Here is a 22,388-nt window from a genome sequence, read left to right as displayed (position 1 = left end):
GCATGCGACGGATTGGGGCGGCCCCGGCTCGCGGGCTCTCGGGAAGACGTCTCGGCCTTGTCACTCGATGAATTCGAATCACGGCTTCGGCCTGTTTTCCTCGCTGCGCTTGCCGGCGACGCCGCCGCTTATCGTCTTTTCCTCGATACGATCAGCCTGCGGCTGCGCGGCTACCTCCGCCAGATGCTGGCCCGTGCCGGCCGGACCGAGGCCAGCGAGGCTGAGGATGTCCTGCAGGAAACCCTCCTGGCGCTGCACCTGTCGCGCCATACCTATGACGCGACGAGCCCCGTGACGGCCTGGGCGCACGCAATCGCACGCTACAAGCTGGTCGACCATCTGCGCCGTTCCGGCCGCCATGCCGGTGCGCTGCCGCTCGACGACGAGGTGGATCAGTTAGCAGGTCCGGCGGAAGGCGCCGCGGCAGACGCGCGGCTCGATCTGGCGCGCGCGATGGAAGCTCTGCCGGAGCGCACGCGGCGCCTGATCGATCAGGTCAAGCTACAGGGCGCCAGCGTCGGCGACGCTGCCACCGCTGCCGGGATGACCGAGACGGCGGCCAAGGTCGCGATTCATCGTGGCCTTCGGGCTATGGCGCAATTTCTCTCGAAACGGAGGCGGCCACCATGACGATCCGCATCGGGCATAGGCACGGCGTAACCTTTCGGCGGCTCCCCACGAATTCCCGTTGAAACGGATCATCTTCGAAGATCGGACATGCAGACCAACGATTTGATCTCCCTGATCAGCATGGACAGCCGGCCGGTCGATACCGGCTGGCTGCGCCGCGCGACCTGGCTCGCGGCCTTCGTGGCGCTTGCGGCGACAGCCGGGCTCGTCCTGCTGACGCTCGGAACCCGGCCCGACCTGGCAAGCGCCTGGACGACGCTGCCGGTCATCGCCAAGGTAGCATTCGGCACCAGCGTTGCGGCCATTGCACTTGTGCTGTTCCAGAACAGCTTGCGGCCGGGCCTGAAGCCGGCGCGGCGCCTGCCGCTCATTGCGCTTCCGCTCCTGACCGTCGCTGGCTGGGCGCTTCTGATTCTGGCGCAGGCGCCGGCCGAGCAGTGGCAAGCCTTGATCTTCGGCCGCTACTGGCGGGCCTGCCTCATCGCGGTACCGCTCTACGCGCTGCTTCCGCTCGTTGTGCTTCTGCTGTTGGCTCGCCGCGGCGCACCGGTCGACCGCACCTTTACGGGGATCTGTGCCGGCCTCGCTTCGGCCGGGCTCGCCACCGTCGCCTACAGCCTGCACTGCCCCGACGATACGGTACCCTTCCTGGCGACCTGGTATATGATCGCGACGGCGATAGTGGCGGCGCTCGGCGCGCTCATCCTGCCACGCTTCCTGCGCTGGTGAGTCGTACGGTGCGCCAAAGCGACGATCGGATTTCCCGCAAGGATCGCCGCCGCCGGTCGTGCGGATAGCCTCGCGCGTGCGACAACTGCATCCGCTTTCGCGCCAGGCTCGAACGCCTGCTTATGGCGCGAATCGGAAGTGCATTGCTCGGTGAAGAACGGGAGCCTCACCATCCGTGACGCTTCCGGGCAGGAACGGGCACCGGGGTGATCGTTGGGGCGCTGAGCGCCAGAAAAGCTTGATTTCTAAATCAAATCATCTGCTTAGCGCAGGGAATGCGGCGGAGACGGGGCCGGTCTCCGCCGCTCGGCGAGAGCACCGTGTGTCGCTGTCAAAGCGCGCGGCTGAAATTCTTGCCGGGCTGCCGAAGCCGCAAACCGGCCCCGTCTTCAAGGAGGCGAACTCAAAGAAGCCGCTGTCGAACGCTGCGCTTCTCGCGTTGCTCAAACGCATGGAGCGAACGGATCTCACAGCAAACGGCTTCCGATCGACCTTTCGCGATTGGATCGCCGAGAAAACGCACTACCCCGAACGAGATGGCGGAGATGGCCCTAGCGCACACGGTGAGTGACAAGGTTGAGGCTGCATATCGCCGAGGGGATATGTTCGAACGCCGAAAAAAGATGATGGATCGCTGGACAGAATTTTGCGCAAATCGCGATCGCCCAAGCTAACTAGGCCAAACTCGGTGGCCTTAGCTGACTTGTGGAACGTCCGCTCTCGGGCGGCATCGTTGGCTTTGAGATTTGACCGGAGTTGGCCCTTAGCTGACATCCGGAAGATCCGCTTCAAGGCACTTTGCTTTGAGCCAGCGCGTGCGACCCATGGCCGATATCCAAAACGTCTGCTCGTGGTCGATCTAGCGAGGCAGGCCCTACAATCACCCAATCAGCGGATTCAAATCACGCCCAGGCGCGGCCATGTACCCTGAAAGATACCCTTGACTGGCTCAAATAGCTCCCGCGTACTAAGCCATTCTGAGAACGGTAACGGGGAAATCTAGCTCGTCGCCAGATACTGCCAGCTCGAGCCCACGCTCCGCTCCGACGTAGAGGCCGAATGCATGGGGGTGGGAGGTCGCAGTAACGGCTTACGTTCGCGCCTCAGCTTAGTCGCGCCCCTGCAGAATTCGCGTGAGCTGTGTGAGACCGTGCTCGAGCCGCTTTCGATCAGGTTCCGCCCCAAGGCTGATCCGGACGGCCTGGCCGGGCACGACTGAGCCTGCCGCCAAATCCTGGGCGGGCATGACCGACAGGTTCTTGCCTTTGGCGTAGAGGGCAAACTCATCGCTGCGCCAAGGCGCCGGCAGGGTCAGCCACACATGCAACCCTTCCGGGCGGGCGGCGAGTTTATGGCCGGCCAGGATTTTCTGCGCCAGTTCTATCCGTTCGCGCCCGGCATTGCGCCGGCGGGCGATCAGCCGGGATGCCGTGCCATCCTTGATCCAACGCGATGCGAGGCTCGCAAGCATCGGAGAGGGCATCCAGGTGCTCACCCGGATGGCATTACGCAGCCGCTCGGCAATGTGCGGGGGAGCGGCGATGTAACCAATGCGTAGACCGGGCAAAACCGCCTTCGAGAAACTTGACACGTAGCAGACAGCCGATGGAGCCAATGCAACGATCGGGGTTGGGACGGTCTCCAGCAAAGGAGCATAGACTTCATCCTCCACGATCATCATGCCGGATCGCGAGGCGAAAGCCGCCAGTCGTTCGCGCCTGTCCTGCGACAGATCGGTCAGCGTGGGATTGTGCAAGGTCGGGTTGAGCACGGCGATGCGAGCGCCCGTTTCGGTCGCGATCCGCTCGAAGGCGTCGATCTTCATGCCGCGCCCATCCATAGGGATGCCGACGAGCTTGAGGCCCATCATGCGGGCGCAACTGACCAGTCCGGGCGAAGTCAACTCCTCGCAGAGAACCGTTTCTCCCGATCTCGCCAGCGCCAGCAGGCAGGCGAACACCCCGTTGATGGCGCCGGAGGTGAGCAAGATTCCGTCCGGCTCTGCCGGAACACCCAGGCCTTCAAGCCATTGCATGGCCGGAGCAATATCGTCGCTGACGGCGCCCCGGGGCGCGTACTCGAACAGTCGCTGCCCGACATCGTAGCGCGCCATGTCCTGGCAGAGCTGCACAACCTCCTCGGAAGGATCGAGCGGCATCGGGAAATTCGATGCGAAGTCGATGCTCGAACGGCTCTCGCCCGACGGCCAGGGAATGCGGGACGGTCCACCCGCTCGCACGAAGGTGCCACGCCCGGTTTCGCCGTTGACGAGGCCGAGCTCGAAAGCCAGGCGATACGCCTTGGTGACGCTCGAAAGGTTGAGCGCGAGAGCCTGGGCCAGATCCCGCTGCGGCGGCAGCTTGTCACCCGGCGAAAGCCGGCCGCTCGCGATATCCTGCGCGAGAGCTTCGGCGATGCTCCGGTAGACCGGGCGGCTGGGGTCGAGCTCGGGGATCCACATCGGCGCCTCCTCGCGATTGTATGGCATGCAATGCGATTGCGGCGCCATGCACGCGGACGCATCGTTCACCCGCAAAGGGCGGGGACGATGCAGACGATCGGACTTCTCGGTGGGATGAGCTGGGAAAGCTCGGCCGTTTATTACAAGCTGATCAACGAAGGCGTCCGGGCGCGGCTCGGCGGCCTGCACTCGGCGCGGATCGTGCTGTGGTCGGTCGAGTTTCAGGAAGTGGCCGAGCGGCAGGCTGCCGGCGACTGGGGCGCTCTGGCAGACATGATGATCGATGGCGCCCGCGCCTTGGAGCGGGCCGGCGCCGAGATGCTGCTGATCTGCACCAACACGATGCACAAGCTTGCCGATCAGGTTTCCGCGGCGATCGCCATACCGCTGATCCATATCGCCGACATCGCTGCCGTCGCGATCAAGGCGGAGAACAGTAGCCGGCCGCTGCTGCTGGGCACTCGTTTCACAATGGAGGAGCCGTTCTACCGCGATCGGATGCGGGACAGGCATGGGCTGCAGTTGATGCGACCCAGCTCCGATGAAGAGCGACTTGTCCACGGCATCATCTATGACGAGCTCTGCCAGGGCATCGTTCGCCCGGAATCGAAAGCACGTTGCCGCGCAGTGATCGATGCGGCGCGCATGCGCGGCGCGGACGGGGTCATCCTCGGCTGCACGGAGCTTGATCTCCTGCTGTCGCAGTCGGACACTGATCTTCCGGTCTTCGACACGACCGCGCTGCACGCCAGTGCCGCTGTCGAGCGGTCGCTGGCCGCTCGCTCGTGACCCGCGAGGACACATCCGTGAACAACGTCCCGTTTCAGTCGCTAGGTCGGGCCGTTCGCGCCGAGTGGCCGCTCGATGACGGCTACCTGACCGCCAACCATGGCGCTTTCGGCGCGACACCCAAGGTGGTTCTCGCCGAGCAAATGGTCTGGCGCGACAGGATGGAGGCGCAGCCGAGCGTCTTCATGCGCAGCGTCCTGCCGAAGGCACTGCGGGCCAGCGCCGAGGCACTGGCCGCGTTCCTGGGTGCCGAGGGTGACGATCTCGTCTTCGTCGACAACGCGACGACGGGCTGCAACGCGGTCCTTCGCTCGCTTTCGCTGAAGCCGGGCGACGAGATCGTGCTTCACGGTCAGGCTTATGGCGCGGTCGCGAACACCGCGCGCTATATCGCCGAGCTGGCGGGCGCACGCATCGTCACCGCTGCCCTGGCCTTTCCCGAAGAGGATTTTGCCGGCTTCGCGCAGCGATTTGCGGCCTGTCTCGGTCCAAGGACGCGGATCGCGATCATCGATCACATCACCTCGCCGAGCGCGCTGCTGCTGCCGGTCGCCGAGATTGCGGCCTCCTGCCGCGAGGCCGGCGTGCCTTTGCTGGTGGACGGAGCCCATGGCCCCGGCCACACCGAAATCGACCTGCGATCGCTGGACGCCGATTACTATGTCGGCAACTGCCATAAATGGCTGGCGGCGCCGAAAGGGGCCGCCTTCCTCTGGACGCGCCGTGACAGGCAAGCCGGCCTGCACCCGACGACCGTTTCCCATGGATTTGGCGGCGGCTATCTGGCCGAATTCGACTGGACCGGCACGCGCGACGCGACCGCGCAGCTCGCAATCCAGAGCGCCCTGGCATTTCATGAAAGATTGGGTGGGGTGGGACTGCGGCGGCGCAACATTGCCCTCGCGGGCAAAGGCGGCGCGCTCCTCGCGTCGGAACTCGGGACGATCCATGGCAATGCCGGGCATGAGGTCGCCATGGCCATGGTCAGGCTGCCATTGGAAAACGTTCCCCTGACCAAGGCCCACGCAACGGAATTGCGTGGCCGGCTGCTCGACGAATTCAGGACCGACGTCCCGCTTCACGCTCATCCCAGCGGGATATGGCTGCGCCTTTCCGCCCATGCCTACAACGAGATTGAGGACTACGCGAAGCTGGCGGACCTTTGCCGCCGGCTGGTCGCTACGATTTGAAAAACGAAAACGGGGAGTGAAATGAACAAGAACATGATCATCCGGGGAGCGCTTCTGGGCCTGATGCTCGCCTGTGCCGGGAGCGGCGCCGTAGCGCAGGAACTTTATGGAACGCTGAAGAAGATCAAGGATAGCGGCACGATCATCATCGGCCACAACGAGGACTCGCCGCCCTTCGCCTCCTTCGATGCTGCTGGCAAACCCCAGGGCTATTCGATCGATATCTGCAACAAGATTGCGGAAGCGGTGAAGGCCGAGCTGAAGATGGACAACCTCACCGTCAAGTTTCAGGCGGTGAACGGCCAGACGCGGACTCCTCTTCTAATCAACGGTACCGTCGATCTCGTCTGCGCCACCACGACCAATACTTTCTCCCGACAGAAGCAGCTCGATTTCCTCAACACGATGTTCGTCACCGGTAACCGCCTGCTGGTGAAGAAGGACAGCGGCATCAAGGAAATCGAAGACCTGAAGGGCAAGGTCGTGTCGGCCAATCAGGGCACGACGAACGAAAAGGTGCTGAACGAGCTCAACCAGAAGCTCAATCTCGGCATCAAGGTGCTCTCGACCAAGGACCAGCCGCAGGCCTGGGCGGCGCTCGAAAGCGATCGCACCGACGCCCACATGACCGATGCGGTGGTGGAATACGGATTGATCGCGAAGGCGAAGAATCCCGCCCTCTACATGGTGACCGGCCGGCTGCTGTCCTTCGACCCTTACGCCATCGTGATCCGCCGCGACGATTCCGCATTCAGGTCTCTCGGCAACAAGGTTCTGGCCGATCTCTACCGCAGCGGCGAGTGGGAGAAGATCTACACAAAGTGGATGTCGACCATCGGCCAGCCGCTCGACGCCGATCTGAAGCTGCTGATGTCGATGCAGAACTATCCCGATTGATCGCGCTGCGGCGCTGGTCATGGCCGGCGCCGCCGCTTTCGCTTGTCACCTAGCCGCCGGCGGAGCCGCGGCCGGAAACGCCCCGCATGCGCTATAACTGGAATTGGTCGGTGCTGTTCGCCGACCCGTATTTCGGCTGGATCCTGTCGGGACTCGGCTGGACCTTTCTCGTCTCGATCTGCGCCTGGATCATCGGCCTCACCCTGGGTTCGGTCATCGGGACGATGCGGACCTTGCCGTCGAAAACGGCGCGGACCGTCGCGGCGATTTATGTCGAGGTCTTTCGCAACGTGCCGCTGCTCGTGCAGATCTTCCTGTTCTATTTCGTCCTGCCGGAACTCCTGCCGCGCGAAATCGGGCGCTGGCTCAAGCGCGATCTCCCGCACCCCGAATTCACCATGGCTGTCATCAGTCTCGGGCTCTACACGGCCTGTCGCGTCGCCGAGCAGCTGCGCGCCGGCATCGTGACGGCTGGCAAGGGGCAAGCCAATGCTGGCCTCGCGACGGGGCTGACGACGGCCCAGGTCTATCGGCTGATCCTCCTGCCGCTGGCGTATCGGCTGACCATTCCCGCGCTGACCAACGAGTTTCTCAACGTCTTCAAGAACTCCTCCCTGGCGCTCACCATCGGCGTGCTGGAGCTGACGGCGCGGACGCGCGCAGTCGCCGACTATACCTCGCAATCGATCGAGGCCTTCGCCGCGGCCAGCCTGATTTACGCGACGATCAGCTTTTCGATTAGCGGCCTGATGCGCCTGGTCGAGAAGCGTGCCCGTCTGCCCGGAACCCTCGCTGCGGGGAGTCGCTGACATGGGTGCCTTCGATTTCGGCGTGATCGCGCGGGCGCTGCCCTTGCTCTGGGAGGGCATGCAGATCACGCTGCTTCTGACCGCGCTCGGCATCGTGGGAGGTATCGCGCTCGGCGTGCTGCTCGCGATGATGCGGCGATCGGCTATCGCGCCCTTGCGATGGTTCGCAGCGTTCTATGTCGACCTCCTGCGTTCTCTCCCTCTCGTCCTGCTGATCTTCTGGTTCTATTTCCTGGTTCCGCTCGCAGTCGGGCACCCGGTCGGAGGCTTCTCCTCGGCTGTCATCGGCTTCATCCTGTTCGAGGGAGCCTATTTCTGCGAGATCATTCGCTCTGGCATCGAAGGCGTCCGTCGCGGCCAGGTCATGGCCGGTCTGGCCAGTGGCTTCACCCAGGCGCAGTGCATGCGGTTCATCGTGCTGCCGCAGGCTTTCAGGGCCATGCTCCCCGTGATGCTGATGCAGTCGATCAATGTCTTCAAGAGCACGTCGCTGGTCTACGTCATCGGACTGCGCGACTTCCTTACCGCCGCCGACCTCATCGGCGGCCGCGACAACCGGCTGATGGAGATGTACGTCTTCGTCGCCGTCGTGTTTTTCGTCATTTGCTGGACCGCTTCTCAAGCTGTCAGCCTGCTGCAGCGAAGGATCGCGCCGTGATTGCCCTTGAGCATGTCGACAAATGGTATGGGGCGACACAGGTCCTGAACGACTGCACGACCCGCATCGAGAAGGGCGAAGTCGTCGTTGTGTGCGGGCCGTCGGGTTCAGGCAAGAGCACGCTGATCAAATGCATCAACGGCCTCGAGCCGTTCCAGAAGGGACGGATCACGGTCGACGGTACGTCGGTCGGCGATCCCGCGACGGTCCTGCCGAAGCTGCGCGCCCGGATCGGCATGGTCTTCCAGTCTTTCGAACTCTACCCTCACATGAGCGTGGCCGAGAACATTTGCCTGGCTCAGCGACATGTGCTGAAGCGCAGCGAGGAAGCCAGCCTGGCCCGCGCGCTCGAACTGCTGGACCGGGTCGGTCTGCGCTCGCACGCGGATCGTTTCCCCGCGACCCTGTCTGGCGGGCAGCAGCAGCGCGTGGCCATCGCACGGGCTTTGGCTCTCGATCCGATTGCGATGCTCTTCGACGAGCCGACCTCCGCTTTGGATCCCGAGATGATCAACGAAGTCCTCGATGTCATGACCGAATTGGCGAAAGAGGGCATGACGATGATCGTGGTGACCCACGAGATGGGCTTCGCGCGGCGCGTGGCTGACCGTGTGCTGTTCATGGATGAGGGCGTGATCGTCGAGGACGCCCGAACCGCGACATTCTTCGAAAAACCCGCGAGCGAACGGGCGATCCGGTTTCTCTCCAAGATCCTGCACCATTGAGACGGCAAGCGCCCTGCTGTCTCCGTAACCCGCGAGCGCTTCGGGGCAGCCGGACGCCGTCTTCAGTCCTGCGGCGTCACCATGTCGTTCAAGCCGTCGCCAAGGAGATTGAACCCGATCACGATCGCGATGATGGCGAGGCCGGGCCAGATTGCCATCCAGGGGGCTTCGCCGAGGAATTGGCGGGCAACATCCAGCATGCTTCCCCATGACGGGGCCGGAGGAAGCTGGCCGAGGCCGAGAAATGCCAGTCCGGCTTCTGCCAGAACAGCCGTCGCCATGGTCAGCGTGGCCTGAACGACGATTGGCGGGATGATGTTGGGACTGATCTGGCGATAGAGCATGGCGACATGACCAATGCCCAGCGAGCGGGCGGCCATGATGTAGTCCTCGGTGCAAACCACCAGCGTTTCCGCCCTCGCCAGGCGCACGAAGATCGGCATGGCCGAGACGCCGATCGCGATCATCGCATTCTCGAGACTCGGGCCGAGGAACGCGGCCAATGCAATGGCCAGCACCAGAAACGGACAGGCCAGGACGGCATCCGTCAAACGGGCGATGATGATATCCGTCACACCGCCGAAATACCCCGCGACCATTCCCAGCGGCACGCCCAGCAGCATGGCTACCAGCACCGATACGACGCCTGCTGAAAGCGACGCCTGCGTGCCGAAGATGACCCGCGACAGCACGTCCCGACCGAGGTCGTCCGTTCCGAACCAGTGAGCCGCACTCGGCGCCGATCGGATCGCCATCCAATCGGGCGTGTTCGGGTCATACGGGGCGATCAGTGGCGCAAAGACAGCGACTGCGATGAAGAACACGACGATGAACGCACCGATCAACGTCGATGGCGCCCTGAGGAAGCGCGACAGTCCAAGACGTGAGCCAGACTGTCGGCCGCGGTCCGGAAGCGGGACGGTGTCGGACATCTCTATCCCCTGAGCTTCGGGTTCAGGAGCGTGTACGCCACATCGGCGAGGAAGCTCATCAGCAGGAAGAAGGCCGCTGTGCACAGGACCACAGCCTGGACCACGGCATAGTCACGGCTGAAAACGCCATCGACGATCATTTTGCCGAAGCCGGGAATGGAGAAGACCTGCTCCGTCAAAACCGCGCCGGCCAGCAATTCCCCGAACTGCAGCGTCCCGAGCGTCACCACTGGGATGAGGGCGTTCGGCAACGCATGAGTGACGACGACGTCCTTTTCCCGCGAGCCCTTCGCCCTGGCCGTTCGCACATAATCCTGCCTCATCGTCTGCAGCATGGCGCTCCGGGTATGCCGCATCAGCATCGCCGCCGTGCTGGTTCCCAGAACAAATGCCGGCATTAGCATCGACTTCAGATTGCCGAATAGACTTTCTGAGGGCGCGACATAGCCACCAGCCGGCAGCCAGCCGAGATGCACCGAAAACAAGAGGATCAGCATGATCCCAAGCCAGAAATTCGGAATGGAAAGGCCGACGAGCCCGATAAAGCTTGACCCGTAGTCGAGAACTGACCCGCGTTTCAGCGCCGCTATGATACCGATTGGCAAACCGATCAGGATCGCGACTATCATCGAAAGCACGGCCAGTTCGATCGTTACCGGCAGCTTCTCGGCTAGCATCGTCCCGATCGGCAGCCGGGTGCGGACCGAGTTGCCGAAATCTCCCTGAATCACCCCGCCCAGCCAGGCGATATACTGCGTGGGGATGGGATCGTTGAAGCGATATTTCTCGCGCAGGTAGGCGATCACGTCCGGATCGCGCTCCTCGCCTGCGAGCGCGATCGCCGGATCTCCGGGCAGAAGCTTCTGCAATCCGAAGACCAGCATCGAGACAAGGAGCAGTGTCGGCAAAGCCACGCCGAGCCGGCGAAGAAGCGTACTCAGCATGGCCGGCGCAACATCTGGCCGTTTCGACGATACTCCCGCTGCCAGCGAGCGATCGGCTGCCTCATTTGCCGGGCTTCATTCCCGTCAGTCGCAACAGGCCATCGGGCACCATCACGATACCTTCCACGTTCTTGCGCGCCGCGAAGAACCAGTTGGGATGATAGATCGGGATGGTCGGGAGGTCGGTGACGAGGATTCCGGTCGCTTGGGCATAGAGCTGCTTGCGCTTGGCCTCGTCGGCAGCGCCGCGCGCCTCGGTCAACAGATCATCAAGCTCCTTGTTGCAGTATTTGTTGACGTTTTGCGACCCTTGGCAGCCGAAGAATACGACCAGCGACGCATCCGGATCGGGGCGACCGCTCCAGTTGCCGATATACATCTCGAAATTGCCGTTCAGATAACGATCCGTCGCCGAGGCGTTTTCGAGCGGTAGAAGCTTCACGTCGAAACCGGCTTCGCCCGACATCGATTGGACGATCTGCGCGACGCGCGCATCGGCCGAGGTGTTTCCAAAGGTCAGTTCCACTGGAACGCGAGACATCCCGGCGCTGGCGATCAGGGCCTTGGCCTTGGCGACGTCGCGCGCGGGGGCCTTGTGCGATGCGTCATAGAACGGGTTCGATGGCGGGACCATCTGGTTGTCGGCGACGAATTCGCCGTTGAAAGCGACCTTGTTGATGACATTGCGGTCGATCGACAGTTCGAACGCCTGACGCAGCTTCGCATTCTTCCCGAGCGGGGAATCGGCCTTCGGGCCATTGGCCACGTTGATCATCAGATGCGAGGTCGCCAGGCCCTCGGCGGAATGCAGCGCGAGATTCTTGTCTTCGCGCACGGCTTTCAGATCAGTCGGCGCGATGCGTTCCGCCAGGTCGAGATCGCCCGCTCTGACGCGCTGCAGCCGCACTGTCGAATCGGCGATGTAGTAGTAGACCACCTCGTCATAGGCGATGGCGCCAGCGTTCCAGTAATCAGCGAATTTCTTGACGCGGATCAGGTCACGCGATTTGCGCTCGACGAACTGGTAGGGGCCAGCGCAAACCGGAGCGGCAGCGAAGTCGGCTCCCTTCTCCTTGGCGGCCTTTGGCGAAACCATCATGCCGGCGCGGTCGCTGAGATTGGCCAGCAGAGGAATGAATGGTTCCGACAGCACGAGCCTGACCTTGTCGGCAGCGACGGCCTCGACGCTGCTGACGGGTGCAAGCTCCGCCTTGCGCTTGGAATCGGGCATGGACTTCATGCGCTCGATGTTGAATTTCACGGCCTCGGCATCGAGCGCCGTGCCGTCATGGAATTTGACGCCCGGGCGCAGCGTAAAGGTGATGGCCTTGCCGTCTGCGGCCCACTCCCAGCTTTGAGCGAGCTGCGGCACGATCTTGAGGTCCGGAGCGATGTCGACGAGCTTGTCGCAAAGCGAGGCAAAGACGAAGCGTCCGCCATAGGTGCCGCTGAGCGCCGGATCGAGGGCGTCGGGATCTTCCTGCACACCAACACGGAGCGTGGTCGCTTGGGCGGCGCCGATCATCAGCGTCAGAAGCGAAACGGTTGCAAACCTTTTGAACATGACGGTGATGCATCTCCTCATCGCGATCGGTGAAACTGAGAGCGTCTTCGCCAAGCCAAGCATGCCGAAGCGCTTAGGGGAAGAAAATTCCGGCGAAATCTGGTCTTCGGAATTTTAGTTCTCTGATTCCGAAGCTGCTCGAAATTTTCGTCACATGGCAGATGGAGCCGCATTCAGCTTTTGAGGCATGCATTCTCGATCGAAGTTTACAGCGTGCCACCTCAACTCTGGTCGAGCGATGGCCCGCTGCCGGCGCCGACCTGAAACCGCGACCTGTAATCCTGCGGAGGAACGCCGAGCGCACGCAAAAACGATCTCCGCATCGACTCGGTCGCGCCATAACCGCAACGATAGGCGATGTCCTTGATCGACAGATCGGTGTCTTCCGCCATCCGGCGCGCCTCGGTCAGCCTCAATCCATCTAGAGCCTTCGCAGGCGTCTCGCCGGTGGCAGCGCGGTAGCGCCGGCTGAAGCTGCGTTCGCTCATACCGAGATGGTCGGCGAGATCCCCTACCGACTGGGCGATCGGAAGATTCGCGGAGATCCAGGCGTGGAGATCATCGAAGCGGTCTTCGGCCTGTTGAATCCTCAGAGGCGCGCTGAACTGTGCCTGACCTCCCGGCCGTTTCACGAACATCAACAGGCTGCGGGCGACAGCCAGGGCCTTTGGCCGCTCCAGGTCCTGCTCGATGAGCTCCAAGGTCAGATCGATGCCGGCGGTCACACCAGCCGATGTCCATACGTTCCCGTCCCGCACGAAGATCGGGTCGGTTTCGACCTGGGTCCTGGGGAACTGGGCGGCCAATGACTTGCAACGTGCCCAATGCGTCGTGGCCTGGGCCACCAGCCAGAGCACGAAGGTCAACTGGCAAGGGCGAGCACGCTGGGTCGAGGACGGCAAGTACATCACGTCGTCCGGGGTGTCCGCCGGAACTGACATGGTTCTCGCCATAGTCGAGAAGGTTTACGGACGGGAGACGGCAGGCCGCATCGCGCGCGGTGTGGAATATGTCTGGAACGACGACCCAATGAATGACCCGTTCGCCCTTGAGAATGGCTCCTCTGAGCCTTCGGGCCGAGCTCGCGAACGAAGAGTCTTGCCGCTTTTGCTTTGCAGCTTCCAATAACGAAACGCTTGCCTGCTCATGCGTGCAGGCGAGTGCCCTTCTTTGTCTCGTTGACATTCTTCATAACTCGAACAGCGCCAACGCAACGCGATCAGGTGGATTGGCAGGCCTAAACGTCCGCCTACGGGCAGCAACCCAATGTCCGGTTGTGGCGCAGCGCAGCCTCTGATGCTGGAGCCGGCTTGGCGCCACTCGGCCCTTCGTTGTCGTCGATAGCGAGACGGCTATTGGCAGAATGATTTAACAATCCAGGCGAGCTTCTCGAAATCTGCTTCCTCGTTGTAGGCCTGTGCCGAAAGACGCAGCCACAGTCCGCCATCGATTGCTGATACAGGCGCGTCGCAGCCTCTGACCTCCAGTTCATGCCGCGCCGCCAGCGCCCCTTCGGGCGTTGCAGGGCTATTGATAGGCAGTCGAACGAGCTGCATCGCTCCAGAATATGCGGGGCTGGCCCCGACCGCCGTTCCAAGCGCCGACGCCAGAATGGCGGCACCGCGTTCTGCCAGCGCTTTGTTGCGCGCGCGCAAGGCGCCGCCGCCGAGCGTGTCGTGAAAGGCAAGTGCCGCCTCGACCGCGAGGAAGGCGCTCGGATCGCGCGTCCCGGTCCAGTCGAATTCCGCGACATAGCCGCCGCCAAAGCCGTGGGAGATCGTCAGCGGATGGATTTGTCCTTGGCGGTCGCGCCGCGCCCAGAGAAAGGCGCAGCCTTTGGGTGCCATCAACCATTTGTGGCAATTGCCGACATACCAGTCCGCGCCAATAGCGGTGAGGTCGAGATCGATCTGGGCTGGCGCATGCGCACCATCGATCAGCACCGGCACACCAGCATCGCGGCACAGCGCGACCAGGCGGGCTATGGGCATCACGAGCGCGCTCGAAGAGGTGATGTGGTCGAGAACCGCTACGCGCGTCCGCTTCGTCAGCGCCGTGGCGACCGCCGCCACGATCTGGCCGGCATCGGGTTGCGGGAACGCGATCTGTGCCTCGACGATCTTCAGCCTGTGCCGCTCGGCAAGATAGCGGATCGTGTTGCGCACCGCGCCATATGCATGGCTCAGGATCAGAATCTCGTCGCCGGCCGTGAAGTCGAGCGAACGCAGCACGGCGTTGCAGCCACTGGTGGCGTTGTCGGCGAAGACGAGGTCGCGGCCCTCTGCACCGACGAAGCGGGCCAGGGCATCTGCGGCGGCGCGCAGGGCCGGCGGCAGGGTTAGGCGCATGAAGAGCGATGGCTGTGCTTCCATGCGCCGGCGCCACTCGTCCTGGGCAGCCAGCACCACCTTCGGCGTCGCGCCATAGGCCCCGTGATTGACTGTCAGCTTGTTCGGATCGAGCAGCCATTGATCGCGGATGGCTGCGCCGAATGCAGGTGGCGATGAGACTGTAATCATCGAGATGCTACCGCTTCAGTCCCGATGCCGCGATACCGTCGATGATGTGCTTCTGGAACATCAGGAAGGCGGCGAAGACCGGCACGAGACTTAAAATCGACATCGCGAAGAGCGGTCCCCAGGCCGAGCGGCTCGTCGCATCGACGAAGCCGCGCAAAGCCAGCGGCACCGTGTAGTTGGCGACATCGGTCAGGTAGAGCAACGGGCCGAAGAAATCGTCCCAGGTCCAGATGAAGGAGAAGATCGCCGCTGCGGCCAGGACCGGTCGCGACAGAGGCAGCATGATGCTCCAGTAGATTCGCCAGGGCCCGCAGCCGTCGATGACCGCCGCCTCGTCGAGCTCGCGCGGGATACCGCGGAAGAACTGCACCATCAGGAAGATGAAGAAGGCGTCGACCGCGAGGAATTTCGGCACGACGAGTGGCCAGAAGGTGTTGAGCCAGCCGAGCTTCTGGAAAAGCACATATTGGGGGATCAGGGTGACGTGATAGGGCAGCATGAGCGTGCCCAGCATGGCCGCAAACCAGAGCTTCTTCAGTGGAAACTCCAGCCGGGCGAAGGCGAAGGCGGCTAGCGAGCAGGCCATGAGATTGCCGACCACCGCCAGGCCCGAGACGATCAGCGAATTCAGGAAGAACCGTCCGAACTGGATGCCGAGGCCGAACCAGCCCTCGACATAGTTGCCGAGTGTCACCGTCTGTGGCCAGAGCGAGAGGTCGCTGAAGATGTCCTCTTCCGGCTTGAACGAGCTGCTCAACATCCAAAGGAGCGGATAGAGCATCGCGATCGAGGCGAGCGCCAGCGCCAGATGCTTCGGCAGCGCCCGCCAGGAGCGGTCTGCTTCCTCCGCCGCGGCGGCGCCCTCAGCGCGGATCGTCTTCATAGTAGACCCAATAGCGTTGTGACAGGAACGCGATCGCCGTGAAGGCGGCGATCGTCAGCAGCAGGATCCAGGCGAGCGCCGAGGCATATCCCATGCGGAAGTAAGCGAAGCCCTGCTGGTAGAGGTAAAGCGTATAGAACAGCACGGAATCGACCGGACCGCCGGTTCCGCCACTGATGATGAAGGCCGGCGTGAAGGCCTTGAAGGCCTCGATCGTCTGCAGCACCAGGTTGAAGAAGATCACTGGTGCGAGCAAAGGCAGCGTGATCTTCACCAATTGCTGGCGCGGGGTCGCGCCGTCGATGCTTGCGGCTTCATAGAGATCGCGCGGGATCTGGCGCAGGCCTGCCAGGAAGATGATCATCGGCGAGCCGAACTGCCAGACGCTGAGCAGCACGAGCGTGTAGAGCGAGGTCGACGGGTTGGAGATCCAGCTCGGGCCGTTGACGCCGAAGGCGAGCCAGAGAAGCTGGTTGATCAGCCCGTCATAGCCGAAGACCTGCTTCCAGAGGATCGCGACCGCTACGCTGCCGCCGAGCAGCGACGGCAGGTAGAAGATCGCCCGGTAGATGCCTAGGCCGGCGATGCCACGGTTGAGCCACATCGCGATGGCGAGCGCGAATCCGAGCTTCATCGGCACGGAAATCGCCACATAGGTCAGTGTGACCGCGACCGAACTCCAGAACTTCGGATCGGAGGTGAAGATGCGCTCGTAATTCGCCCCGCCGACCCATTGCGGCGCGCGCAGCAGGTCGAAATCCGTAAACGACAGATAGAGCGAGACAAGGGTCGGGCCGAGCGTCAGGAGAAAGAAGCCGGCGAGCCAAGGGGCCAGGAACAGGTAACCCGGCAGGGCGCGCCGCCAGCGCCCGGATCCTGCGCGCCGGGCGCGAACGCCCGGCGCGGTGACCGCGCTTTCGCGGAATGCCGTCATGATCAGGCCTTGGACAGGACGCGCTCGGCTTCCGAGACCAGTTGATCGGCCGCCTGCTTCGGCGTGAGCTGCTTGAAGCCCGCCTTCTCGGCGGCCTGCCGGATCAGGGCCGTAACCTCGGCAGCACCCTTCGGCGGAGCGGGAGGCAGCGGCGCGGGGCCACGCTTGCTGAGCGCCGAGAGATGGTCGACCTGGATGCGCCCTGTTTCGTCGAGGTCCCCCGCCAGCAGATCGCGAATCTTCGCGGAAGGAGAAACGCCGCGCTCGACGCCGAGCAGCTTGGCGCCGCCGGGCTTCAGCACCATGAAGTCGATCAGGGCGGCGGCCATCTTGGGGTCGGCCGCGGTCGCCGAGACGCACAGCATCATTGAGGGCTTCAGGTATTCGCCGGGCTTGTCGCCCTTCGGGTGGAAGGCCATCCCGATCTTGCCCTTGTTCGCCGCCTGATAGCCGACGATCTGGTTGCTGTTGGTGAAGGTGATGGCCGCGTGGCCCGTCGTCAACAGATCGCTGTCGATGGTGATCTTGTCGGTGGCTGCGAGTTCCGGCGGCGCGATCGCGCCCTTGGCGCGCATCTCGGCGCAGAGTGCCAGCCAGGATTCGGCATCGTCGCGGGTGAAGCCGAGCTTTCCAGAAGCGTCATAGAGCGTGCGACCGCGCGTCAGCACCCAGAATTCGAATTCCGGCTCCATGATGCTCGGGTCGGCCGCGCCGAAATAGCCGCGCTTGTTGGCCTTCTTGGTGATGTTCTCGCCCAGCGTCGTGAATTCGGCCCAGCTCATCTCTGGCGTCGGCGCCGGCAGACCGAGCTTCTCCAGCATGGTCTTGTCGTAGAGCAGGACATCGCTGTTCATGCCCATGGGGATGCCGAACTGCTTGCCGTCGATCTTGCCGGCCTCGATCACAGAGGGGACGTAGTCGCTCGCGTCGATCACCGAAGGGATCAGGTCATCGAGCGGCCGCAACGCCCCGCGCCGCGCATACTCGGGCAGATAGCGATAATCCATCTGGATGATGTCGGGTGGGTTTCCACCCGCGACCTGCGTGGCGAGCTTGGTCCAGTAGGCATCCCAGCCGACGCTCTCGGGCACGATGTCGAGCCCGACATTCAGCCCCTTGAAGGCATCGATGGCGGCCTGGGTCCGCTTGGCGCGATCGGCGCCACCCCACCAGGAAATCCTGAGGCGACCAGCTTGAGCGGCAGCAGGCGTGCCGGTCAGTTTCAGGATGGCCGGCGCCGCCATCAACGCGCCCATACGCAGCATGTCGCGCCGCGAAATCGTCTTCGCCATTGTCGCTCTCCCTGGAGGCCTTGCTAACGTTTCCTGGTGGGCATCTAGCTGATCGGAACGCGCCCATCTTTTCCAAGCTTTTCATAGCTCCGAGCTTTGTGCAACGATATACCTGCAGAAATCAGGGCCGATATATGGCGACGATCCTCGATGTGGCCCGCGCTGCCGGCGTGTCGGCTTCCAGCGTCTCAAACTACCTGAACGACCGGCTCGACAAGATGACGCCGGCGACCCGAGAGCGCATCCAGGCGGCCGTCGCCGAGCTCGACTACAGGCCCAGCCAGGTGGCTCTCCAGCTGAAGACTGGCAAGACGGCGACGATCGGACTGCTCGTTCCAGCCGTTGCAAATCCGTTCTTTGGTGCGATCGCCATGGCGATCCAGCATGCCGCTCAGGCGCGTAGCCATCAGGTCATCCTGTGCAACACCTTTCGGGATCCGCAGAAAGAGAAGCAGTTCGCGCAGGATCTCATGGCGCTCGGCGTGCGTGGCATCATCACGGGCTCCTCGCTGCTGAACCCGGAGCATCTGTCCGAGCTCGTCGGCAGGGGGCTGTCTGTCGTCGCCTTCGAGGGCGATGCCGCCGCCGCGAAGCCGGGCATCCATGTCGTCACGGTCGACAACGTCATGGCGACCACGCTCGCGGTCGATCATCTCGTAGCCCAGGGCCATCGACGCATCACTTATGTGACCGGGCCGGCGCAGACGGCCGCTCGCGTCGCTCGCCTCAAAGGCTTCCTCAGCGCCGTCGAACGGCACGGCCTGGGCAGCGTCGCACAAGTGTACGAGATCTCGTTGCCCCAGAACCAGTATGGCGACGATATGATCGCGGAGCTCGGCGTCGAGGCGTCGTCTGCTCTTGCGAGCCAGCAGCAGCGACCGACGGCGTTGATCGCGATGAATGATCTTTTGGCGATCGGCTTGGCAGCGGGCCTGCGCGAGCAAGGCCTCTCGATTCCTCGGGATGTCGCGATGGTGGGTATCGACGATCTGTTTCTGGCCCGGCTGATGAACCCGCCGATGACCAGCTTGCGTCAGCCGCTGTCCGCGATGGCAGAAGCGGCCGTTGCCTGTCTCTTGCGCGATGGCGAGGCCACCAACGCGGCAAGTATTGTTTTCCCCCCCGAGCTGATCGTCCGAGCATCGACGTCTCGAAAGCCTCCGTTTCCGTTTGAGACCGAGAGTCTGCTCTAGCGAGGAAGCGCCAGTCTTGGCATCAAGCGATGTCCGCTTTCGGGCTGTGGCTCAATGTCCGGAATTGGCGCGATGCCGACGCGCGGCGTTACTCCAATCGCACTGGCCGGATGGGGTCGATAGCACCTATCGTCGCTCGCGTTGGGCCTTGAACTGAGCCGCCATCCAATCAATGAATGCCCTGAGCCTCGCATTGGCCTGCTTGCTGGGCGGATACGTGATCTGCATGGGGATGATGTCGTTCGTCCAGTCCTCCAGCACGCTCACGAGCGCGCTGGACGAAAGGTGGCTCTCGACTGCGCTCTGGTGCATCTGCCCAACCCCCATGCCGGCCAGCATCATGTGGATGCGGCTGGTGCTGTCGCTAGTGGCGTTGTCGAAGCGGGAGATTGCATAGGTCTCGTTTTTCCTGCCGAAGCGGAGCGGCACCGGCTCACCCGTTACACCCCCGAAATAGCCGACGATCCGGTGGTGCCTTTCCAATCCTGATGGTGATGTCGGAATGCCGTGTTTTGCGAGGTAGTCGGGCGCAGCGCAGGTCACCAGCGGGTCATTGAACAGCAGACGCGAAACCAGCATCGTGTCGGCCAGCTTGCCACCGCGAATGACGCAATCCACGCTCTCCTCGATCAGATTCACTGGCCGGTCGCCGACGCCGACTACTAACTGGATGTCCGAGAACTGGGCGCTGAACTCGGCGAGCGCTGGGAAAATGACGAAGTTTCCAAGCGCTGACGGCACATCGAGCCGCAGGCGTCCCTTGGCCGAGGTCCCCATGATGATAGGCATTGGACGATGTCAGGAATGGGCCGAATGATGTCAGCTTGGCTATGGGCCGGTTCCAGTCGTGAGGCGGGCGTACCGCAGAGGTCCGCTTCCGGGCGATGAATTAGAGTCTGCTAGTGGCGCATGCCGACAAGTGAATGCGATCGTGCCAGCGGTGCGAGTGTCGCGAGGCCGCGGACTTGGAACTTCAAAAAACACTATCCTCAGGCTTCGAAATAACGCCCACGAAATCGCCTTAAGTTTCACAGAATGGTCACCCAACGGGACGCAACTCTGCCCGCCTTTCCGGGATTATCAGTGTGTCGGCGCGTCGACGTCGGCATCTGAAACTCCGAAAGGAACCAAAGATGGCACTTCTCGACGATCTCCTGGGCGGCGTTCTCGGCTCGAACAACGATAGCCGTGAAGCGAACGTGAGCTCCTCTGAAAACAACACCGAGTTCGGGACCAACCCGCAATTCGGGCTCAGCCTCTCAGATGTTCTGCGTTCCGAGAGCCAGAGCAGCGATGGCTCGGATGGTGACAGCGATCACCAGTCCTTCACCGGCATTGGTGATCTCGGCATCGGCCTGGCGGCCCCGACCTTCATCGGGACCAGTTCGAGCAATGACAGCGCGTCGAGCTCCGAGACCGACTCGAACGGTGGCGGCGGCGGCCTTCTCGGCGGCCTGCTGTAATCGATCGGACGTCATCCGGGCGGCTTAGCCGCCCGGATTTCCGTCGGGCACCGGCATGAAAAACAATGCGATCATTGCGGAAGAGGTTGGCGACGCCCTGAAAGCCATGTGGCGGCCCTTCGCGCTGGCCGGGCTTTTCAGCAGCGCGATCAACCTGCTTTATCTCAGCTCGCCGCTGTATCTGATGCAGGTCTATAACCGCGTTCTCGTCTCCGAGAACGTCACGACCCTTTTGATGCTGACGCTGATCCTGGCGATCGCGCTCGCCACGATGGGGCTGCTCGACGCGGCGCGCTCGCAATTGCTGATCCGCTGCGGCGTCCGCCTGGATGCGGCGCTCTCGGGCCGGGTCTTTGAGGCGCTGATCGTCCGCTCCGCGCGGCAGGGCTACTCGAAAGGCGCGCAGACGCTGCGCGATCTCGACCAGTTCCGCTCCTTCGTCACCGGCCCCGGCATCCATTTCGCCTTCGATCTGCCCTGGATCCCGATCTACCTCATCCTGCTTTTCATCATTCATCCTCTGCTCGGCATCGTCGCCACGCTCGCAGCCTTGCTGCTGCTTGGTCTTGCCGTGTTGAACGAGCGGATCACGCGCCGCGCGCTGCGGCAGTCGGAAGCGTCGGGCAATCGCGCCTATGTCTTCACCGAGAACATCCTGCGTCATTCCGACGTCGTCGTCGGGATGGGCATGCAGCCGGCGATCGAGCGCAACTGGTTCGCCAGCCGCGACACGATGCTCACCGAGCAGGCCTCGGCCAGTGACCGCAACGCCGTCGTCTCCTCTGGCATCCGCGTCGCGCGGCTGCTGCTGCAGGCGCTGATGCTCGGCGTCGGCGCCTGGCTGGCAATCGGCCAGGCGATCATGCCGGCCACGATCTTCGCCGCCAGCATCGTGATGGGCCGGGCGCTGGTCCCCGTCGAGCAGGCGGTCGCGACCTGGCGCTCCTTCAACGAGGCGCGGCAAGGCTATGCCCGCGTCCGCGAATTGCTGCGCGAGGTGCCGCCGCAGGAGACGCGCACCATCGTTCCGGCCGATGATCACGCCATGGCGGCGAAGGGCCTAGGTTACACGCTGCCCGGCCGGAAAGCGCCGATCCTGTCGGACATCTCCTTTGACCTGCCGGCCGGACAGGCGATCGGGCTCGTCGGGCCGAGCGGTTCGGGAAAGAGCACGCTGGCGCGGCTGCTCGTCGGCGCGATCTCTCCCTCGGCCGGAGCGATCCAACTTGGCGGCATCGACTACGCGCAATGGTCGCGCACCGAGCTCGGCAAGCGCATCGGCTATCTGCCGCAGGATATCGGCCTCTTCGCCGGCAGCGTGCGCGACAACATCGCCCGCTTTGGTCCAGCCAGCATCGAGGAGATCGTCGAGGCCGCGAAGATGACCGGAATCCACGAGATGGTGCTGGAACTGCCCGAGCAATACGACACCATGCTGGGGCCGGGCGGCGTCGGGCTGTCCGGCGGCCAGCGCCAGCGGCTTGGCCTGGCGCGCGCGCTGCTCGGCAAGCCGCCGCTGATCATTCTCGACGAGCCGAACGCCAATCTCGACGGCACTGGCGAGATCGCGCTGAAGAATGCGCTCCTGACGCTGAAGCAGCAGGGCTCGACGATCATCGTCGTGACGCATCGCGATACGGTGCTGGAGGTGGTCGACGCGCTGATGTTCGTTCGCGGAGGCCGAATGGAGAAGCTCGCCCCGCCGGAGGAGGTCTACGCTCATATCAAGCGGACCATGCTGCCGAAGAAGCAGCAGGGCACCGTGACCTGAGGAGG

Annotated in this window: 22 protein-coding genes; 12 read left to right on the top strand and 10 right to left on the bottom strand. The window is 63.2% G+C overall.

Annotation, left to right across the window (positions count from 1 at the left end; translation table 11 throughout):
- Window positions 1–57 precede the first annotated feature (57 nt).
- The 3 genes from Q9235_RS05500 to Q9235_RS05490 all read left to right on the top strand — a co-directional run bounded on the left by Q9235_RS05500 (window position 58) and on the right by Q9235_RS05490 (window position 1,930).
- On the top strand, window positions 58–630 hold the full coding sequence (locus Q9235_RS05500; RefSeq protein ID WP_306225821.1) for a sigma-70 family RNA polymerase sigma factor: 573 nt from the start codon (window positions 58–60) through the stop codon (window positions 628–630).
- Between the two features lie 87 nt (window positions 631–717).
- The gene (locus Q9235_RS05495; RefSeq protein ID WP_306225820.1) at window positions 718–1,359 is read left to right on the top strand and encodes an NrsF family protein; all 642 of its coding nucleotides are present in this window, start codon (window positions 718–720) and stop codon (window positions 1,357–1,359) included.
- A 322-nt stretch (window positions 1,360–1,681) separates the two neighbouring features.
- On the top strand, window positions 1,682–1,930 hold the full coding sequence (locus Q9235_RS05490) for a hypothetical protein (protein WP_306225819.1): 249 nt from the start codon (window positions 1,682–1,684) through the stop codon (window positions 1,928–1,930).
- A gap of 537 nt (window positions 1,931–2,467) precedes the next feature.
- Here the strand turns inward: Q9235_RS05490 and Q9235_RS05485 are convergent.
- Window positions 2,468–3,820, bottom strand: coding sequence for an aminotransferase-like domain-containing protein (locus tag Q9235_RS05485; RefSeq protein ID WP_306225818.1), 1,353 nt, complete (start codon window positions 3,818–3,820; stop codon window positions 2,468–2,470).
- An 87-nt stretch (window positions 3,821–3,907) separates the two neighbouring features.
- Here Q9235_RS05485 and Q9235_RS05480 point away from each other — a divergent pair, with 87 nt between their 5' ends.
- From Q9235_RS05480 to Q9235_RS05455, 6 genes are all read left to right on the top strand, one after another.
- Window positions 3,908–4,609: an aspartate/glutamate racemase family protein gene (locus Q9235_RS05480; protein WP_306225817.1), complete on the top strand. Its 702-nt coding sequence runs from the start codon at window positions 3,908–3,910 to the stop codon at window positions 4,607–4,609.
- A 17-nt stretch (window positions 4,610–4,626) separates the two neighbouring features.
- The gene (locus Q9235_RS05475) at window positions 4,627–5,799 is read left to right on the top strand and encodes an aminotransferase class V-fold PLP-dependent enzyme (RefSeq protein ID WP_306225816.1); all 1,173 of its coding nucleotides are present in this window, start codon (window positions 4,627–4,629) and stop codon (window positions 5,797–5,799) included.
- 21 nt (window positions 5,800–5,820) lie between these two features.
- Entirely contained in the window at window positions 5,821–6,696 is an 876-nt protein-coding gene (locus Q9235_RS05470; RefSeq protein WP_306225815.1) for an amino acid ABC transporter substrate-binding protein, read from the top strand.
- Window positions 6,697–6,782: 86 nt separating this feature from the next.
- A complete protein-coding gene (locus Q9235_RS05465; protein ID WP_306225814.1) occupies window positions 6,783–7,505 on the top strand; it encodes an amino acid ABC transporter permease in 723 nt (240 codons plus the stop codon).
- Window position 7,506: 1 nt separating this feature from the next.
- Window positions 7,507–8,163, top strand: coding sequence for an amino acid ABC transporter permease (locus Q9235_RS05460; RefSeq protein WP_306225813.1), 657 nt, complete (start codon window positions 7,507–7,509; stop codon window positions 8,161–8,163).
- A complete protein-coding gene (locus Q9235_RS05455) occupies window positions 8,160–8,888 on the top strand; it encodes an amino acid ABC transporter ATP-binding protein (RefSeq protein WP_306228124.1) in 729 nt (242 codons plus the stop codon). Before Q9235_RS05460 ends, Q9235_RS05455 begins: the two co-directional genes overlap by 4 nt.
- Before the next feature lie 62 nt (window positions 8,889–8,950).
- On the opposite strand, the gene Q9235_RS05450 is transcribed toward Q9235_RS05455, so the two are convergent.
- From Q9235_RS05450 to Q9235_RS05415, 8 genes are all read right to left on the bottom strand, one after another.
- Window positions 8,951–9,820: an ABC transporter permease gene (locus Q9235_RS05450; RefSeq protein WP_306225812.1), complete on the bottom strand. Its 870-nt coding sequence runs from the start codon at window positions 9,818–9,820 to the stop codon at window positions 8,951–8,953.
- A gap of 2 nt (window positions 9,821–9,822) precedes the next feature.
- Complete coding sequence (locus Q9235_RS05445) at window positions 9,823–10,764, bottom strand: ABC transporter permease (protein WP_306225811.1); 942 nt, start codon at window positions 10,762–10,764, stop codon at window positions 9,823–9,825.
- 61 nt (window positions 10,765–10,825) lie between these two features.
- Window positions 10,826–12,328 (bottom strand): ABC transporter substrate-binding protein, encoded by a 1,503-nt coding sequence (locus Q9235_RS05440; RefSeq protein WP_306225810.1) that lies wholly within the window; start codon window positions 12,326–12,328, stop codon window positions 10,826–10,828.
- A 221-nt stretch (window positions 12,329–12,549) separates the two neighbouring features.
- A complete protein-coding gene (locus Q9235_RS05435) occupies window positions 12,550–13,269 on the bottom strand; it encodes a GlxA family transcriptional regulator (protein ID WP_306225809.1) in 720 nt (239 codons plus the stop codon).
- 411 nt (window positions 13,270–13,680) lie between these two features.
- A complete protein-coding gene (locus Q9235_RS05430) occupies window positions 13,681–14,847 on the bottom strand; it encodes an aminotransferase class V-fold PLP-dependent enzyme (protein ID WP_306225808.1) in 1,167 nt (388 codons plus the stop codon).
- Window positions 14,848–14,854: 7 nt separating this feature from the next.
- A complete protein-coding gene (locus tag Q9235_RS05425; protein ID WP_422678272.1) occupies window positions 14,855–15,730 on the bottom strand; it encodes a carbohydrate ABC transporter permease in 876 nt (291 codons plus the stop codon).
- Window positions 15,711–16,664: a carbohydrate ABC transporter permease gene (locus Q9235_RS05420; RefSeq protein ID WP_306225807.1), complete on the bottom strand. Its 954-nt coding sequence runs from the start codon at window positions 16,662–16,664 to the stop codon at window positions 15,711–15,713. Before Q9235_RS05420 ends, Q9235_RS05425 begins: the two co-directional genes overlap by 20 nt.
- Before the next feature lie 2 nt (window positions 16,665–16,666).
- Window positions 16,667–17,956, bottom strand: coding sequence for an ABC transporter substrate-binding protein (locus Q9235_RS05415; protein ID WP_306225806.1), 1,290 nt, complete (start codon window positions 17,954–17,956; stop codon window positions 16,667–16,669).
- 134 nt (window positions 17,957–18,090) lie between these two features.
- Between Q9235_RS05415 and Q9235_RS05410 the strand changes: the two genes are divergently transcribed.
- Window positions 18,091–19,149 carry a LacI family DNA-binding transcriptional regulator gene (locus Q9235_RS05410; protein ID WP_306225805.1) on the top strand — a complete coding sequence of 353 codons (1,059 nt, stop codon included), beginning with the start codon at window positions 18,091–18,093 and terminating at the stop codon, window positions 19,147–19,149.
- A 126-nt stretch (window positions 19,150–19,275) separates the two neighbouring features.
- Here Q9235_RS05410 and Q9235_RS05405 read toward each other — a convergent pair whose 3' ends face one another.
- Entirely contained in the window at window positions 19,276–19,938 is a 663-nt protein-coding gene (locus Q9235_RS05405; RefSeq protein WP_306225804.1) for a LysR substrate-binding domain-containing protein, read from the bottom strand.
- 344 nt (window positions 19,939–20,282) lie between these two features.
- On the opposite strand from Q9235_RS05405, the gene Q9235_RS05400 reads away from it, so the two are divergent.
- Both Q9235_RS05400 and Q9235_RS05395 read left to right on the top strand, forming a co-directional pair.
- Window positions 20,283–20,612: a hypothetical protein gene (locus Q9235_RS05400; RefSeq protein ID WP_306225803.1), complete on the top strand. Its 330-nt coding sequence runs from the start codon at window positions 20,283–20,285 to the stop codon at window positions 20,610–20,612.
- 55 nt (window positions 20,613–20,667) lie between these two features.
- A complete protein-coding gene (locus Q9235_RS05395) occupies window positions 20,668–22,383 on the top strand; it encodes a type I secretion system permease/ATPase (RefSeq protein WP_306225802.1) in 1,716 nt (571 codons plus the stop codon).
- Window positions 22,384–22,388 lie beyond the last annotated feature (5 nt).

The organism is Bosea beijingensis, assembly GCF_030758975.1.
Lineage (GTDB): Bacteria > Pseudomonadota > Alphaproteobacteria > Rhizobiales > Beijerinckiaceae > Allobosea > Allobosea beijingensis.
Note: the sequence above shows the minus strand (reverse complement) of the source record. Positions and strands in the feature narration are given on the sequence as shown.

What these genes read in the sequence shown, in the direction of transcription:
- Q9235_RS05495 (WP_306225820.1), top strand. Translation starts at nt 718, where the DNA reads ATGCAGACCAACGATTTGATCTCCCTGATCAGCATGGACAGCCGGCCG.
- Q9235_RS05485 (WP_306225818.1), bottom strand. Translation starts at nt 3,820, where the DNA reads ATGTGGATCCCCGAGCTCGACCCCAGCCGCCCGGTCTACCGGAGCATC.
- Q9235_RS05480 (WP_306225817.1), top strand. Translation starts at nt 3,908, where the DNA reads ATGCAGACGATCGGACTTCTCGGTGGGATGAGCTGGGAAAGCTCGGCC.
- Q9235_RS05470 (WP_306225815.1), top strand. Translation starts at nt 5,821, where the DNA reads ATGAACAAGAACATGATCATCCGGGGAGCGCTTCTGGGCCTGATGCTC.
- Q9235_RS05465 (WP_306225814.1), top strand. Translation starts at nt 6,783, where the DNA reads ATGCGCTATAACTGGAATTGGTCGGTGCTGTTCGCCGACCCGTATTTC.
- Q9235_RS05460 (WP_306225813.1), top strand. Translation starts at nt 7,507, where the DNA reads ATGGGTGCCTTCGATTTCGGCGTGATCGCGCGGGCGCTGCCCTTGCTC.
- Q9235_RS05450 (WP_306225812.1), bottom strand. Translation starts at nt 9,820, where the DNA reads ATGTCCGACACCGTCCCGCTTCCGGACCGCGGCCGACAGTCTGGCTCA.
- Q9235_RS05445 (WP_306225811.1), bottom strand. Translation starts at nt 10,764, where the DNA reads ATGCTGAGTACGCTTCTTCGCCGGCTCGGCGTGGCTTTGCCGACACTG.
- Q9235_RS05440 (WP_306225810.1), bottom strand. Translation starts at nt 12,328, where the DNA reads ATGTTCAAAAGGTTTGCAACCGTTTCGCTTCTGACGCTGATGATCGGC.
- Q9235_RS05435 (WP_306225809.1), bottom strand. Translation starts at nt 13,269, where the DNA reads ATGTCAGTTCCGGCGGACACCCCGGACGACGTGATGTACTTGCCGTCC.
- Q9235_RS05430 (WP_306225808.1), bottom strand. Translation starts at nt 14,847, where the DNA reads ATGATTACAGTCTCATCGCCACCTGCATTCGGCGCAGCCATCCGCGAT.
- Q9235_RS05425 (WP_422678272.1), bottom strand. Translation starts at nt 15,730, where the DNA reads ATGAAGACGATCCGCGCTGAGGGCGCCGCCGCGGCGGAGGAAGCAGAC.
- Q9235_RS05420 (WP_306225807.1), bottom strand. Translation starts at nt 16,664, where the DNA reads ATGACGGCATTCCGCGAAAGCGCGGTCACCGCGCCGGGCGTTCGCGCC.
- Q9235_RS05415 (WP_306225806.1), bottom strand. Translation starts at nt 17,956, where the DNA reads ATGGCGAAGACGATTTCGCGGCGCGACATGCTGCGTATGGGCGCGTTG.
- Q9235_RS05410 (WP_306225805.1), top strand. Translation starts at nt 18,091, where the DNA reads ATGGCGACGATCCTCGATGTGGCCCGCGCTGCCGGCGTGTCGGCTTCC.
- Q9235_RS05405 (WP_306225804.1), bottom strand. Translation starts at nt 19,938, where the DNA reads ATGCCTATCATCATGGGGACCTCGGCCAAGGGACGCCTGCGGCTCGAT.
- Q9235_RS05400 (WP_306225803.1), top strand. Translation starts at nt 20,283, where the DNA reads ATGGCACTTCTCGACGATCTCCTGGGCGGCGTTCTCGGCTCGAACAAC.
- Q9235_RS05395 (WP_306225802.1), top strand. Translation starts at nt 20,668, where the DNA reads ATGAAAAACAATGCGATCATTGCGGAAGAGGTTGGCGACGCCCTGAAA.